This is a genomic window from Pseudomonas psychrophila (genome assembly GCF_001043005.1).
Taxonomy (GTDB): domain Bacteria; phylum Pseudomonadota; class Gammaproteobacteria; order Pseudomonadales; family Pseudomonadaceae; genus Aquipseudomonas; species Aquipseudomonas psychrophila.
Window position 1 is genome coordinate 1 of the sequence record NZ_JYKZ01000003.1, and the last position, 13,391, is coordinate 13,391.

A 13,391-nucleotide genomic window follows, 5' to 3' on the forward strand; every position below is an offset into this window, starting at 1 on the left:
GTGAAACGATGCATCGCCGATGGTAGTGTGGGGTTTCCCCATGTGAGAGTAGGTCATCGTCAAGATTAAATTCCAAACCCCCTGTCTGCTAACGCAGACAGGGGGTTTGTTTTTGTGGCGAGAAAAGTATTGGCAGGTTTAAACCGCTTGCATCCTGCCTGTAGCTTTTTTCAAGGCAAAAAAAACCACCCATTCAGGTGGTTTTTTGGCGCAATTGACTCAGTCACCGTAGTAGATGCAACCACTGGTGCAGGTTTCATGGATTCGGATCGCGGATAATTCTGGAAGCAAAGGCTTAAGCTGTTGCCAGATCCACTTGGCCAGCACTTCGCTGGTTGGATTCTCCAGGCCAGGAATATCATTCAGATAGTTGTGATCAAGCAGCTCATAAAGTGGTTTGAAAATCGCCTTGATTTCTGAGAAGTCACGAATCCAGCCGGTTGCCGGATCGATATCACCGCTTAAATGGATTGCCACCTTGAATGAGTGACCATGCAAGCGGCCGCATTTATGGCCTTCAGGAACGTAAGGCAGGCGATGCGCAGATTCGAAGGTAAACTCTTTGAAAATTTCCACAATATTTATAGCTCTTGAAAGGTGACTATCGCCTGAGCGATGAATACAGGGCGGCAGTTTAGCAGTTAACGCCCAGCGCAGGTGTATACCTCCCGCAATCAGAGGGCGAGGGTTAGCTGATTCAGTTTCAATTAAGCCAATACGTTTATGCTCCCTGTTTTTGATATCGCAAAAATGACATTGAACGGAGGCCGCAAAGGCAAGTGATGACAGTGAACCTACGAGTAAGTGGATTTATCGTGCTGGTGTTCTCTGCTTTCTGTTCTATGGCTATTGCGCGAGACTTGGGCCCGGACGAGGCCCTGCGTTTGCGTGAGCAAGGCTTGATCCAGCCGCTGGAGCAGCTGCTTCAAAAAGCCCTTGAGCGTCACCCTGGTGCAAAGTTGCTGGAGGTAGAGCTGGAGGAAGATGACGACGTTTATGTTTACGAGGTTGAGTTGCTGACGACCAGCGGCGTTGTGCGCGAGATCAAGCTGAACGCCAGCAATGGTCAATTGCTTAAAGATGAGGTAGATGATTAATGCGGTTGCTGCTGGTAGAAGATCACGTTCCTTTGGCCGATGAACTGATGGCCGGATTAACACGCCTTGGTTATGCAGTTGATTGGCTTGCCGATGGCCGCGATGCCCTTTATCAAGGACAAAGTGAACCGTATGACCTGATTATTCTTGATCTGGGGTTACCGGGGATGTCCGGCATCGATGTTCTCAAACAATGGCGCACACAAGGGCTGGCGACGCCTGTTCTGATTTTGACGGCCCGCAGCTCTTGGTCCGAACGCATAGATGGCCTTAAAGCCGGTGCAGATGATTATGTGACCAAGCCTTTTCATCCTGAAGAACTGCAATTGCGGGTGCAGGCGCTGTTGCGTCGTTCTCACGGTCAAGCGAATCAGCCTTTATTGAAATCTGCTGGGCTTCATTTGGATGAAGCACGTCAATGTGTAATCAGAGAGGGAACCGAGGTGCAGTTGACCGCAGCCGAGTTTCGCCTCCTGCGGTATTTCATGTTGCATCCCCAACAGATCCTCTCCAAGAGCCATCTGGCCGAACATCTTTACGACGGCGAAACCGAACGTGACTCTAATGTTTTAGAGGTTCACGTGAACCACTTACGTCGCAAACTGGGGCGTGCAGTGGTCGAAACTCGTCGCGGTCAAGGCTATATTTTCGGCGCTGTCGGTCAGTGAGATCCATTCAGAGGCGTTTGAGCCTGGGTTTGGTCAGTGTTCTGTTGGTCGCGGGTCTGGTGGTAGGTCAAGTCAGCCTCTGGCTGTTTGAAAATGGCCTCCAGCGTTATCTGGAATCAGGCCTGAAAAACGATAGCGAGAACTTGCTGATAGCGTTAAGTCGCGGCCCTCAAGGCTTGCAGCTGGATGAACGACGGTTGTCGCCTGCTTATCAGCGGCCATTTTCCGGGCATTACTTCAGTATCGAGTTTGGCGATACTCATTGGCGCTCTCGTTCGCTATGGGACGCTCAATTACCGCGCCCCAGCCAGCCCGGGTTGAGCAGCGAACTGCAACCTGGTCCAGAAGGGCAGATGTTGCTGGTCATGCGCAGTGACTACCAGCGCCTAGGCCAAGCGGTCTCCATCAGTGTTGCCCAGGACTACACCCCCATACGTGAAAGCTTTAAACAGGTTCAGCAGATTGGCCTGGGAATGGGCGTCTTTGCCCTGGTAGTTATTTTACTGTTGCAGCGCGTTACTGTTCGCCGTGCTCTACGGCCATTGGAGACGGCGCGTAAACAAATCGCTCAGTTGCAATCAGGTCAGCGCTCGCAGCTTGATTCGAGAGTCCCCCTTGAGCTTGAACCCCTGGTCACGCAAATAAACCACTTGCTGGCCCATACCGAAGACAACCTTAAACGCTCGCGTAATGCGTTGGGTAATTTGGGGCATGCATTAAAAACACCGCTGGCAGTTTTAATCAGTCTTGCCAGTGACTCGCGACTTGCGGCCTATCCCGAGATACAAAAAACACTCCGCGAACAGTTGGAGCACATTCAGCAGCGCATGAGTCGGGAACTCAATCGTGCCCGGCTGGCAGGTGATGCCTTGCCAGGTGCGCAATTTGACGTTGATGCCGAGTTGCCGGGGCTACTGGCGACTCTTGGGATGATTCATGGTGAGCATCTGGAGCTGTCGCTCAATGCTTCACCGGGGCTGCATCTGCCTTGGGATCGGGAAGACATGCTCGAATTGCTCGGCAATCTATTGGATAACGCCTGTAAATGGGCCGACGCCCAGGTAGACCTGAGCGTGAGCCAAACTCCAGACGGATTTCTGATTGAGGTACAGGACGATGGTCCCGGTATTCCTGAGGCTAAACGTGATCAGGTGTTCAGCCGGGGCACGCGTCTGGATGAACAAACCAGTGGCCATGGCCTTGGCTTGGGCATCGTGCGAGACATTGTTGATGTCTGGGGTGGTGAGATGGCGCTTGAAACGGGCTCATTGGGTGGGCTGATGGTAAGAATCAAGCTCCCCGGGCGTACGCAAAAGGCGACGACGGCGTAAAGCCGTCATCGCACGACGGATCAAACCCTAAATTGATCCATCAATTTTTGCTGCTGGTTAGCCAGTGAGTTCAGGGCCTGGCTCACCCTGGCAGACTCATTGGCCTGTTCAGACAAAGACTCTGTGACATCACGAATAGTCGAAACATTGTTGTTGATCTCTTCTGCCACGGCACTCTGTTCTTCAGCCGCGCTGGCAATCTGCAAGTTCATGTCAGTAATTACCGTCACGGCATCACCGATTTGCTGCAAGGCCGTCACCGCTTGTCCTACCTGCTCCACGCTGCCCTGAGCCTGGCGATGGCTGTTGCTCATGGAGCTCACCACTTCCTGAGTTCCCGCTTGCAGGTGTTCGATGACCTGGCGGGTTTCCTCAACCGATTCCTGAGTCCGGCGTGCCAGGTTGCGCACCTCGTCAGCAACCACGGCAAACCCGCGCCCGGCTTCGCCTGCCCGCGCCGCTTCAATCGCCGCATTCAAGGCGAGGAGGTTGGTCTGTTCGGCAATGGCACGAATGACTTCCAGTACGGAGCCGATTTTTTCGCTATTGGCAGCCAGCCCTTCAACTTGCGCCATGGCCACACTCATATCGGCAGCCAGATGATCAATGCTGGCAGTCGTACGGTCTATGATCGTGAGTCCCTGGCGCGTCGCCTGATCAGCATCACGAGCGGCTTGAGCGGCCTGTGCAGCGCTGCGAGCGACATCCTGCGCCGTTGCACTCATTTCATGGGAGGCTGTGGCCGCCTGGTCGACTTGACGGTACTGCTGCTCCATGCCCGCGCTAGTCTGGGTAGCAATGGCCGCCGATTGATCGGCCGTACTGCGGGCGTCCTGCACCGAGCGTTTGACCTCGGCGATGGTCGGTTGCAGCTTGTCGAGAAACCGGTTGAACCAGCTGGCGAGCTGTCCCAGTTCGTCTTGTTTGTCATACGCCAGGCGACGGGTCAGATCACCTTCTCCACTGGCAATGTCTTCAAGCATGTTGGCCACGCCCAGGATCGGGCGCGTGACACTGCGGGCCATCAACCACACCAGCAGAAGCCCGATAATGGCGGCCAGAGAGCCCCAGGCCATCTCGGTCAAGGCTCCGGCTTTATTGCGTTCGTCCAGTTCTGCCTGCAGGGCCTGGGCAGGCCCGACCAGTACGGCTTCAGGCACGTCGAGCAATACGCCCCAGGGCTTGCTGCCCGGGATCGGCTGGAAAGGCGTCAGGATTTTCAGGCGTTGCTGGCTGCGAATGCTCTGCGCCTGATTGCCTGTGGCCATTATGCGGATCAGTTCAGCGCCATCGCTGGCGTCTACCTGATCAAGGCGCTGGGCAAGTTTGCTGGCGTCAGCGCTGAAACCGGCCAGAATGGCGGCTGAGCTGATAATGCCGACGCGTGTTTGCCCGTCGTACAGCTTCTGACTGGCTTGGACGGTGATGGCTTGCAAGCTGTTGAGGTTGATATCAACCGACAGTGAAGCAATGACCTTTCCGTCAACAATCAGCGGGAAAACGATACTGGTCAGTAGTATGTTTTGCCCGTCGATTTCATAAAAGTAGGGTTCAATAATGCACGGTTTGCGCGTGGTGCGAGGGCAGGTAAACCACGCGTTATTGGCCTGGCCGCTGGGGCCAGTACTGGTGTCGGCCATATCCGATTCGGGCAGGGCCATCGAGCTCAGCTTGCCCGGTGTCGGTTGCGACCAGTAAAGGGCAAAACGCCCTTTATCATTGCTGCCCAGCTCTTTTTGATGGTCGAAGAGTGAATCCTTGCCATCCAGTGCGTTGGCTTCAAATACCAGCGACAGCCCCAGCAAATCCGGATTGGCCTGCAATGCCGCTTTTACCTGTCGTGTCAGGTCTTCGCGCAGGTCGAAAGCATCCAGGAAGCGTTTCTCGGATTGCTCACGTAAAAACAGGACTTGTCGGGCGAACCCGTTGCCGTACTGATAGGCGTCCATAAACTGGCGACTGATTGCCAGTGCCTGGGCTTCACCCTGAGCCTCAATGCGGGCTTGCGCAGACTCATTTAGCATCTGTGAGCTTGAAGCCTCCACCATGTCGGCGGTGTGATCCATGCGATAGAGAGAAAGCCCCACCAGCAAGGTAACAACGCCCAGCAGGCAAAGTCCGGCGAGGAGGGTGATTTTCCATTGGATGGAAAGCTGTCTGAGCGACATGGATACATCCTTAAAAGGGGCTTTCATCGTTAGCGGCCACGCGGCTTTTTTCTTTACGTAAAAACCGGAGTTTTTAGTGTTTTGCCCGGTCTTTAAAAAGCTTATTTAGCCCTTTAAATACTAGGGATAAGGCCGGTTGGGGAAGATTGTCTGGATGCCTTGGGCCTGCGCTTTGACAAGGCGCGGGAGGTGCTGCAAAGTGTGCGCCCTCAAAAAGGTCCACCCTTCCAGATCCGGCGATTGGAACAGTCGTCTTTTGCCCGAAATTTTCCGCTTTACGGTGTTTTATCGTGGTGCGCGCTATGAGGTTGTAATGATGAATGCAGTAATTGCCGCGGTCGGCATCATGCTGGTGCTCAGTTTGTCCCGTGTGCACGTGGTAATTGCACTGATAGTGGGGGCCGTTGTGGGCGGTCTCGTTGGCGGGCTGGGCATCGAGGCAACGCTCAATGCTTTCAACGGTGGATTGGGCGGTGGTGCTCAGGTGGCGTTGTCCTATGCCATGTTGGGTGCATTTGCCGTAGCAATAGCCAAGTCGGGCATGGCCCATGCCCTGGCGGACAAAGCGTTGATGATGGTCAACAAGCAGCATGCGGTCGGTGGCAACAGCGTTAAATGGTTACTGATCGGTCTGTTGTTGGTTGTGGCTGTTTCTTCGCAAAACATTGTGCCGATTCATATCGCTTTTATTCCTTTGCTGGTTCCCCCCCTGTTGTATGTGCTGACCAAGCTGAAAATTGACCGGCGCTTGATCGCTTGTGTCATGACCTTTGGTTTGATCACGCCGTACATGTTTTTGCCGGTGGGCTTTGGCAATATCTTTCTTAATCAGATATTGCTCGCCAACGTCAGCAAAAGCGGCGTGGACATCAGCCAGGTCAATGTCACCCACGCAATGGCAATCCCGGCATTAGGGATGTTGTTCGGTTTGTTGGTGGCAGTTTTTATCAGTTACCGTAAAAAACGCGAATATGACCTGGCCAAGATAGAACAGGTTGAGCAGGTTGCCGTCAGTTATAACCCGCGCACACTGCTGGTAGCCGGTGCTGCCATTGCCTCGGCGTTTATCATTCAGCTATGGCTGGGCTCCATGATCATTGGTGCGCTGGCAGGTTTTCTGATTTTTTCGGCCTCGGGGATCGTGCGTTGGCGCGAGACTGATGATTTGTTCACCGAAGGCATGAAGATGATGGCCATGATTGGTTTCATCATGATCGCAGCGTCGGGATTTGCTGAGGTCCTGAAAGCCACGGGCGAAGTCAAATCACTGGTTGAAGCCTCTGCTGGCTGGATCAACCACAGTAAGGGCGTCGGCGCGCTGCTGATGCTGCTGGTTGGATTGCTGGTGACCATGGGTATAGGTTCGTCATTTTCCACTGTGCCGATTCTGGCGGCTATTTTTGTGCCGCTCTGCGTACAGCTGGGTTTCAGCCCAATGGCCATCGTCTGTATCGTCGGTACAGCGGGCGCCCTGGGTGATGCGGGCTCTCCTGCGTCCGACTCCACGCTGGGGCCAACGTCCGGTCTGAATATTGACGGCCAGCATCACCATATCTGGGACACCGTAGTGCCCACGTTCCTGCATTATAATTTGCCGTTGCTGGCCTTTGGCTGGGTGGCGGCAATGGTGTTGTAAGGCATCTGCGGGCTGGGCTTCAAGGCAGTTCGATACGACCGGTTTCTCCAGGTACTGTCGGCCAATGTCCTGCGGCCCAGCGAGATCGGGCCTGCTCGATCAGGGCGGGATCGCTGGCGACGAAGTTCCAGTTCATGCGGCGCGGACCATCGAGCGCCGTCCCGCCGATTATCACCATATGGCTGTCACTCATGGCACCCAGGGTCATGGCTTCGCCGGGCGGCAACAGTACCAGGCAGCGGGGCTCGATCGTCTGACCTTCCAGTTGCACTTCACCTTCGAGCACATACAGTGCGCGCTCCGGGTGTTCAGCAGGAACCAGCAGCGTAGTGGCTGTCTGCATCTGCACTTCGGCATACAGGGTCGGTGAGAGCACCGGTACCGGTGAGACCAAGCAAAAACCCGTGCCCGCAATCAGGCGAATCATCACGCCCAGACCCTCACTGACCGGCAGGCTGTCCGCATCATGATGGCTGTAGTGGCTTGCGCCTTGTTCATGCTCCTTGGGCGAAGCCAGCCACACTTGCAGCCCGTGCAGGCTAGAACCGTGCGCCAGAATTGAGGCGGGTGTACGTTCAACGTGAGCAATGGCCGCGCCTGCGGTCATCCAGCTGACGTCTCCAGGGCCAACCTGCTGGTCAGAGCCCAGGCTGTCCTTGTGTTGCAGTTGCCCTTCGAACAAATAGGTCAGAGTGGACAGACCGATGTGCGGATGCTGTCTGATATTCATCCCGTGGCCGGGTGGATAGTGGGTAGGCAGCATGTGGTCGAAAAATACAAAAGGCCCGACGCTGCGGCATTTGGCCGAGGGCAGGGAGCGCAAGATCGGCTGGCCTTCGACATCCTCGGCGCGTGGCCGAATCATGGTCAGTGTGAGCATTTGAAGGTCCCTGCAATGGAGAAGCGTTGAGCATAACCCAACGCTTCGCAGGCCTGCAGGTAGAACCGGTGCGTTACTGGCTGAAGGCACCTTCAGACAAATGGGTTTCGATGGTGACCTCGGCGGTGGTCATCAATTTATGCACCGGGCACTTGTCGGCCACATTGTGCAGTTCATCGCGCTGGGCATCGGTCAGTACGCCTTTGAGCGTCAGTTTGACGTGCAGGGCGTATTTACCTTTCTGCTCTTCGCTGGCGTCGTGCTTGACTTCGACGGTCACGCCGGTGAGCGGGATGTCCTTTTTTTGCGCATAGAGCTTGAGTGTCAGCGCCTTGCAGGCGCCTAGGGCCGCATCGAAGTAATCATGGGGGGAGGGAGCGGAGCTTTCGCCTCCCATGGATTTAGGCAAGTCAGTAAACACCTCGTGATCGTCGATTTTAATGCTGTGACGAAAACCTTCGTGGGACTCGGTATTAACGGTAACAGTCATGGCAAACCTCGGAGTGGCAGTGATAAAGGTCCTGATCTTTATAGAGCATACGGCGAGTCATGCGTTCCCTTTGATCCCAAGCTGAAACCTTGCGTGGCCTCGCAGGTCTACTGGAGTCAATAAAACAGGAGGTGGCAGGTGCGATTGAAACACTGCGTTCTGGCGTTGGCCCTGGCGACTTCCGGTGCTTGGGCCCAGTCCCGTGACTACGCCTACAGCGATGCACATCTGCATTACGTCGATTTCTTCCAGGAAACGGCGGGAATGGACAAGTTGCTGGCGGCTATGGCGCAAAACCGTATCGAGCACGTCATGATCTCCGGTATTCCGGTTGCCAAGAAGTGGCATGAAGACGAGCCCAAGCGGCCACGCTACTACGCGGGTGATGATGCGGATGCCTATTGGTTCAGTGCCACGGATGTATGGGTGGCTGCGGCGGTCAAAGGTTTGACTGCAGAGCAGCGTCGGCACTTTCATCCGTTTCTGTCAGGGTTTAATCCCAATGACAAAAACTCGGCGGCACATATCCAGCGCATGCTCGATCTCGACCCCGGGCTGTGGCAAGGCATCGGCGAGGTGTTTACCCGGCATGATGATCTGACAGCTCTGATCGCCGGGGATACGCCGCGAGCCAACAATGAAGCCATGAACAAGATTTACACCTTGGCTGGCGCACATGATTTGCCAGTCTTGCTGCATTCCAACATCACGTCGAAACGTGAGAGGAACCCGCTGTATCTGGCCGAGCTGGAGGAACCCCTGGCTCGGCATCCCGATACCCGCTTTATCTGGGCCCACGCTGGCACCAGCGCCGAGATTCATCGGCATCAAACCCAAATGCCATTTTTGTTGCCGACCCTGGAACGGTTGCTGGCCACTTACCCGAATCTGTACGTAGACCTATCCTGGAGCATGCTCAGGCCGTATCTGCTGGATGAGCAGGGCTTGGCAAGGCCTGAGTGGGTTGCGTTGGTAGAGCGCTTCCCCGGGCGTTTTATGCTGGGCTCGGATGTAGTGGGGCGTTTCGACAATTTGGGTCAGGAATTGCGCAGCTTTGATCCGTTCCTAGATGCATTGCCCCTCAGCGTGGCGCGCCAAGTCGCCAAGGACAACTTTTTGGCGGTATTGCCGAAAAAGCAGCCATGACGCTTTATTCAGGACAAAAAAATGCCCCGGATGTCCGGGGCATTTTTTATCCTGCGAGCAGCAGGCTTATTCAGCCCAGCGCTTCAGTACCAGAGTGGCGTTAGTGCCACCGAAGCCGAAGCTGTTGCTCATCACATTGTTCAGAGTGACGTTCTCGCGGGTCTTGGTCAGGATCGGCATGTCGGCAACGACCGGATCGATTTCATCGATATTGGCCGAACCAGCGATAAAGTTACCTTCCATCATCAGCAAGCAGTAGATCGCTTCGTGAACGCCGGCGGCGCCCAGAGAGTGACCCGACAGGCTCTTGGTAGAGCTGATGGCTGGCGCCTTGTCGCCGAACACCGCGCGAACACCTTCCATTTCCTTGGCGTCGCCTACTGGAGTAGAGGTGCCATGGGTGTTGAGGTAGTCGATCGGGCCGTCAACGGTAGACATTGCCATCTGCATGCAGCGGATGGCGCCTTCGCCGCTTGGAGCAACCATGTCGTAGCCGTCGGATGTCGCACCGTAGCCGACAATCTCAGCGTAGATTTTGGCTCCACGAGCCAGAGCGTGCTCCAGCTCTTCAACCACAACCATGCCACCACCACCGGCGATGACGAAGCCATCACGGTTTTTGTCGTAGGCACGGGACGCTTTTTCAGGCGTGTCGTTGTATTGAGTGGAAAGCGCGCCCATGGCGTCGAACAGGAACGATTGGCTCCAGTGTTCTTCTTCACCACCGCCCGCGAAAACGATGTCTTGCTTGCCCAACTGAATCTGCTCGACCGCAGTACCGATGCAGTGAGCACTGGTGGCGCAGGCAGAGGAAATCGAGTAGTTCACGCCCTTGATCTTGAAGGGAGTAGCCAAGCAGGCAGAAACGGTGCTGCCCATGGTCCGCGTAACGCGGTACGGGCCAACGCGCTTGACGCCTTTTTCGCGCAGGATGTCCAGCGCTTCCATCTGGTTCAAGGTCGACGCGCCACCCGAGCCGGCGATGAGGCCGGTACGCGGGTTGGAGACTTGCTCCTCGGTCAGGCCCGAATCAGTGATGGCGTCTTTCATGGCCAGGTAGGCGTAAGCCGCTGCGTGGCCGACGAAGCGATAGATCTTGCGATCGATCAGCTCTTCGAGAGGCAGGTCAATGGAGCCGGAAACCTGGCTACGCAGACCCATTTCGGCATATTCCGGGTTGAATCGGATGCCAGGGCGACTTGCACGCAGGTTAGCGGAGACGGTCTCTTTGTCATTGCCCAGGCACGAAACGATGCCCAGACCAGTGATAACGACGCGGCGCATGCGGATAACCCTTAAAAGTTGTCAGTGGAAGTAAATACGCCGACCCGAAGGCCTTCGGCAGTATAAATCTCGCGACCGTCGACAGTGACCGAACCATCGGCAATGGCCAGGTTCAGCTTGCCCTTGAGGACGCGCTTGATTTGAATGTTATAGGTGACTTTCTTGGCGGTCGGCAAGACCTGGCCGAAGAACTTCACTTCGCCGGAACCCAGGGCACGACCGCGGCCTGGCAGACCTTGCCAGCCCAGATAGAAGCCGACCAGCTGCCACATGGCGTCGAGGCCCAGGCAACCTGGCATCACCGGATCGCCTTCGAAATGGCAGGCGAAAAACCACAGGTCAGGGGTGATATCCAGCTCGGCGACCAATTCACCTTTGCCGTACTTGCCACCCTCTTCGCTGATATGGGTGATGCGATCAACCATCAGCATGTTAGGGGCGGGCAGTTGCGCGTTACCTGGGCCGAACAGCTCGCCACGGCTACAGCGCAGCAAATCTTCCCGAGTAAAGGCGTTTTGTTTGGTCATGCGAGCTCCTCAATAATCCCATGCGGCAGGGTGGGGCAAATCTTCCCGACCAACTGAAACATACGAGTTCCAGTTCGCCAGCCTACACATAGACTATTGCGTTGTAGTGAAAGTCACAGCGCAAAGGGCAAGAATGTACACTTGTGCACTGAAAATTTAAATCGGGCCGGTTCAGTGGCCCATTCGGGTGCCTAAGACTGCCGCACTTTTGTGTTTAACGCCAGTCGCAGGTGGCCTTTTAGCCATAAGTTACTGGACCCAGCGCAGCAGAATTTGTTCCAGATCAGCTCGTTTGAACGGCTTGGCAAGGTAATCGTTCATTCCGGCTTGCAGACAGGTTTCCCGATCACCCTGCAACGCATTGGCGGTCAGGGCAATAATGGGCAGGGTCATGCACCCGGGCAGTTGACGAATTTGCCGGGTGGCTTCGTAGCCGTTGATGATCGGCAAGCGACAGTCCATCAGAATTGCGGCAAAGCGCTCGGTGTTGGCGAAGTGAATGGCCTGTGCGCCATCACTGACCATGCTCACTTCATATCCCAGGCTGCTCAACATGGCTTCAATGACGGTCTGATTGACCTGATTATCTTCCACCAACAGAATTTTACGCCCTGGCGCGCACGTCGTTTCCGGCTCCAGTGCAGGTCTTTGACTGTGCTCTGCGGGCTGATGCAGTTCCAACGGGATTTCCAGGGTGAACACTGAGCCCAGGGTCTCTTCGCTGGTGGCATGCAACGTGCCGCCCATGCGTTCAGCCAGCGTGCGGGCGATGGGCAGGCCCAGCCCTGTGCCACCGTAGCGCCGCGAAATCGAGCTGTCAGCCTGCTGGAAAGCGGTGAACATGGAATCCAGTTTTTCGCTGCTGATACCAATACCGCTGTCGCGCACGACACAAGTAAACCAGATCAACTCATGATCCAGCCTTTGCCAAAGCGGTTCGATGCTGATCTGGCCATGCTCGGTAAATTTCAAGGCATTGCCGATCAGGTTGACCAGAATTTGCCTGATCCGTGTCGGGTCCCCCAGCACGTGCAAGTCCTGCAAGCCCTCGGGGATTGTCAGTTGCAAGTGCAGGCCGCGTTGCACGGCGCTGTGCTGGAAAGCCTGGGCGCAATTGCTGACCAGCTCTGCGAGGTTGAAGGGGATGCGCTCCAGTTCAAGGGCTGACCGTTCGATGCGCGAGAAGTCGAGGATATCGTTAATGACTTTGAGCAAATGCTCGGTGGACTCAGACGCTAAAGCGGCATATTCAGCCTGCTCTTCAGTCATTTCCGTGGTTTCCAGCAGTTGCAGCATGCCTAGCACGCCATTCATCGGCGTACGAAGCTCGTGGCTCATCATGGCCAAAAAGTCGGTTTTGGCACGGTTGGCCCGTTCGGCTTCTTCACGTGTCTGAATCAGTTGGGCGATGGCGGCATGTTGCTCCCGGCTGGCCTGTTCAAGGCCATCGGCCAGATTGTTGATGTGCTGGGCCAGACTGCCCAGTTCGCCATCGTCGACGACCGGCAGGGGCGTTGTGTAGTCGCCCTGCTGGATGGCCTTGACCGCATTGCTCATATCACTGATGGGCTTGGACAGGTTGGATGCCAGGCGTCTGGCCAGCAGGTAAGTGAAGCCCAGGGCAAACAAGGCGAGAATCACCGCCTTGAGCAGGATTTCTTGCTGGCGGGTGCTGAACGCCTCACCGGACATGCCAACCAGTACCCGTCCCAGATAGTCTTCTGTCGGTGCAGGCGTCTGGTTACTGCTGAGCAAAAAATAATCCCCCGAAGGGTTCTTCTGCAATCTGACGGAAGCCTGGAACACTTCAACCTGCGAGCCCTGCTCATTGCCGGGCGGGGAGTGCTCGGCCTGTGCCAGCACTTCATTGGTACGATTCTGTACCTGCACAAACTGTACGTGTGGGATGTTCAGCGAGGCGTTGATCAGGGGTTCCAGGACGTGGGTATTCCCCGTGATGAGCCCGTACTCGGTAGCGGGTGCCAATTGGTTGGCGATCAATTGGCCGGTGTGCTTGAGTTCCTGACGTAAATCCTGAATGCGTACGAACGTGAAAAAACTGATCAACAGCAAGGTCAACAACAAGGCCGGGCCAAGACTCATCATTTGTGTACGGGTGTGAATATCCCACCGGCTGCGAGTCATCATGGGAACGTGTCTCCGA

The 13,391-nt window shown here is 55.6% G+C and carries 12 protein-coding genes and 1 pseudogene; 5 read left to right on the plus strand and 8 right to left on the minus strand.

Annotated elements, in window-relative coordinates; translation table 11 throughout:
- Positions 1-219: 219 nt before the first annotated feature.
- The gene (gene queD / locus TU76_RS09060) at positions 220-576 is read right to left on the minus strand and encodes a 6-carboxytetrahydropterin synthase QueD (protein ID WP_019410510.1); all 357 of its coding nucleotides are present in this window, start codon (positions 574-576) and stop codon (positions 220-222) included.
- A 206-nt stretch (positions 577-782) separates the two neighbouring features.
- On the opposite strand from queD, the gene TU76_RS09065 reads away from it, so the two are divergent.
- The 3 genes from TU76_RS09065 to TU76_RS09075 are packed head-to-tail and all read left to right on the plus strand — an operon-like array spanning position 783 to position 3,096.
- Entirely contained in the window at positions 783-1,097 is a 315-nt protein-coding gene (locus TU76_RS09065; RefSeq protein WP_037032730.1) for a PepSY domain-containing protein, read from the plus strand.
- The gene (locus tag TU76_RS09070) at positions 1,097-1,765 is read left to right on the plus strand and encodes a response regulator transcription factor (protein ID WP_019828683.1); all 669 of its coding nucleotides are present in this window, start codon (positions 1,097-1,099) and stop codon (positions 1,763-1,765) included. Before TU76_RS09065 ends, TU76_RS09070 begins: the two co-directional genes overlap by 1 nt.
- Positions 1,762-3,096: an ATP-binding protein gene (locus TU76_RS09075; RefSeq protein ID WP_037032732.1), complete on the plus strand. Its 1,335-nt coding sequence runs from the start codon at positions 1,762-1,764 to the stop codon at positions 3,094-3,096. The genes TU76_RS09070 and TU76_RS09075 overlap by 4 nt, the downstream gene beginning before the upstream one ends.
- A 20-nt stretch (positions 3,097-3,116) precedes the next feature.
- Here the strand turns inward: TU76_RS09075 and TU76_RS25840 are convergent, their stop codons facing one another.
- On the minus strand, positions 3,117-3,872 hold the full coding sequence (locus TU76_RS25840) for a methyl-accepting chemotaxis protein (protein WP_404688903.1): 756 nt from the start codon (positions 3,870-3,872) through the stop codon (positions 3,117-3,119).
- A gap of 102 nt (positions 3,873-3,974) precedes the next feature.
- Positions 3,975-5,291 (minus strand): annotated as a pseudogene (locus TU76_RS25845) (methyl-accepting chemotaxis protein); the annotation flags it as partial.
- Positions 5,292-5,580: 289 nt separating this feature from the next.
- Between TU76_RS25845 and TU76_RS09085 the strand changes: the two are divergent.
- On the plus strand, positions 5,581-6,900 hold the full coding sequence (locus TU76_RS09085; protein WP_019828686.1) for a Na+/H+ antiporter family protein: 1,320 nt from the start codon (positions 5,581-5,583) through the stop codon (positions 6,898-6,900).
- Positions 6,901-6,919: 19 nt separating this feature from the next.
- Here TU76_RS09085 and TU76_RS09090 read toward each other — a convergent pair whose 3' ends face one another.
- Together TU76_RS09090 and TU76_RS09095 are read right to left on the minus strand one after the other, a co-directional pair.
- Positions 6,920-7,780 (minus strand): pirin family protein, encoded by an 861-nt coding sequence (locus tag TU76_RS09090; RefSeq protein ID WP_048351519.1) that lies wholly within the window; start codon positions 7,778-7,780, stop codon positions 6,920-6,922.
- Positions 7,781-7,853: 73 nt separating this feature from the next.
- The gene (locus tag TU76_RS09095) at positions 7,854-8,270 is read right to left on the minus strand and encodes an OsmC family protein (protein WP_019828688.1); all 417 of its coding nucleotides are present in this window, start codon (positions 8,268-8,270) and stop codon (positions 7,854-7,856) included.
- Between the two features lie 138 nt (positions 8,271-8,408).
- Between TU76_RS09095 and TU76_RS09100 the strand changes: the two genes are divergently transcribed.
- A complete protein-coding gene (locus TU76_RS09100; protein ID WP_019828689.1) occupies positions 8,409-9,416 on the plus strand; it encodes an amidohydrolase family protein in 1,008 nt (335 codons plus the stop codon).
- A 66-nt stretch (positions 9,417-9,482) separates the two neighbouring features.
- Here TU76_RS09100 and fabB read toward each other — a convergent pair whose 3' ends face one another.
- From fabB to TU76_RS09115, 3 genes are all read right to left on the minus strand, one after another.
- Positions 9,483-10,700 (minus strand): beta-ketoacyl-ACP synthase I, encoded by a 1,218-nt coding sequence (fabB, locus tag TU76_RS09105; protein WP_019828690.1) that lies wholly within the window; start codon positions 10,698-10,700, stop codon positions 9,483-9,485.
- An 11-nt stretch (positions 10,701-10,711) separates the two neighbouring features.
- Positions 10,712-11,227 (minus strand): 3-hydroxyacyl-[acyl-carrier-protein] dehydratase FabA, encoded by a 516-nt coding sequence (gene fabA / locus TU76_RS09110; RefSeq protein ID WP_003210552.1) that lies wholly within the window; start codon positions 11,225-11,227, stop codon positions 10,712-10,714.
- A gap of 249 nt (positions 11,228-11,476) precedes the next feature.
- Positions 11,477-13,375, minus strand: coding sequence for a response regulator (locus TU76_RS09115; RefSeq protein ID WP_019828696.1), 1,899 nt, complete (start codon positions 13,373-13,375; stop codon positions 11,477-11,479).
- Between the last annotated feature and the right edge of the window lie 16 nt (positions 13,376-13,391).

Excerpts from the sequence above, each read along its gene's own strand:
- TU76_RS09115 (WP_019828696.1), bottom strand. The coding sequence starts at position 13,375 with ATGATGACTCGCAGCCGGTGGGATATTCACACCCGTACACAAATGATG.
- fabB (WP_019828690.1), bottom strand. The coding sequence starts at position 10,700 with ATGCGCCGCGTCGTTATCACTGGTCTGGGCATCGTTTCGTGCCTGGGC.
- TU76_RS09095 (WP_019828688.1), bottom strand. The coding sequence starts at position 8,270 with ATGACTGTTACCGTTAATACCGAGTCCCACGAAGGTTTTCGTCACAGC.
- TU76_RS25840 (WP_404688903.1), bottom strand. The coding sequence starts at position 3,872 with ATGGAGCAGCAGTACCGTCAAGTCGACCAGGCGGCCACAGCCTCCCAT.
- TU76_RS09065 (WP_037032730.1), top strand. The coding sequence starts at position 783 with ATGACAGTGAACCTACGAGTAAGTGGATTTATCGTGCTGGTGTTCTCT.
- TU76_RS09085 (WP_019828686.1), top strand. The coding sequence starts at position 5,581 with ATGAATGCAGTAATTGCCGCGGTCGGCATCATGCTGGTGCTCAGTTTG.
- fabA (WP_003210552.1), bottom strand. The coding sequence starts at position 11,227 with ATGACCAAACAAAACGCCTTTACTCGGGAAGATTTGCTGCGCTGTAGC.
- TU76_RS09090 (WP_048351519.1), bottom strand. The coding sequence starts at position 7,780 with ATGCTCACACTGACCATGATTCGGCCACGCGCCGAGGATGTCGAAGGC.
- TU76_RS09070 (WP_019828683.1), top strand. The coding sequence starts at position 1,097 with ATGCGGTTGCTGCTGGTAGAAGATCACGTTCCTTTGGCCGATGAACTG.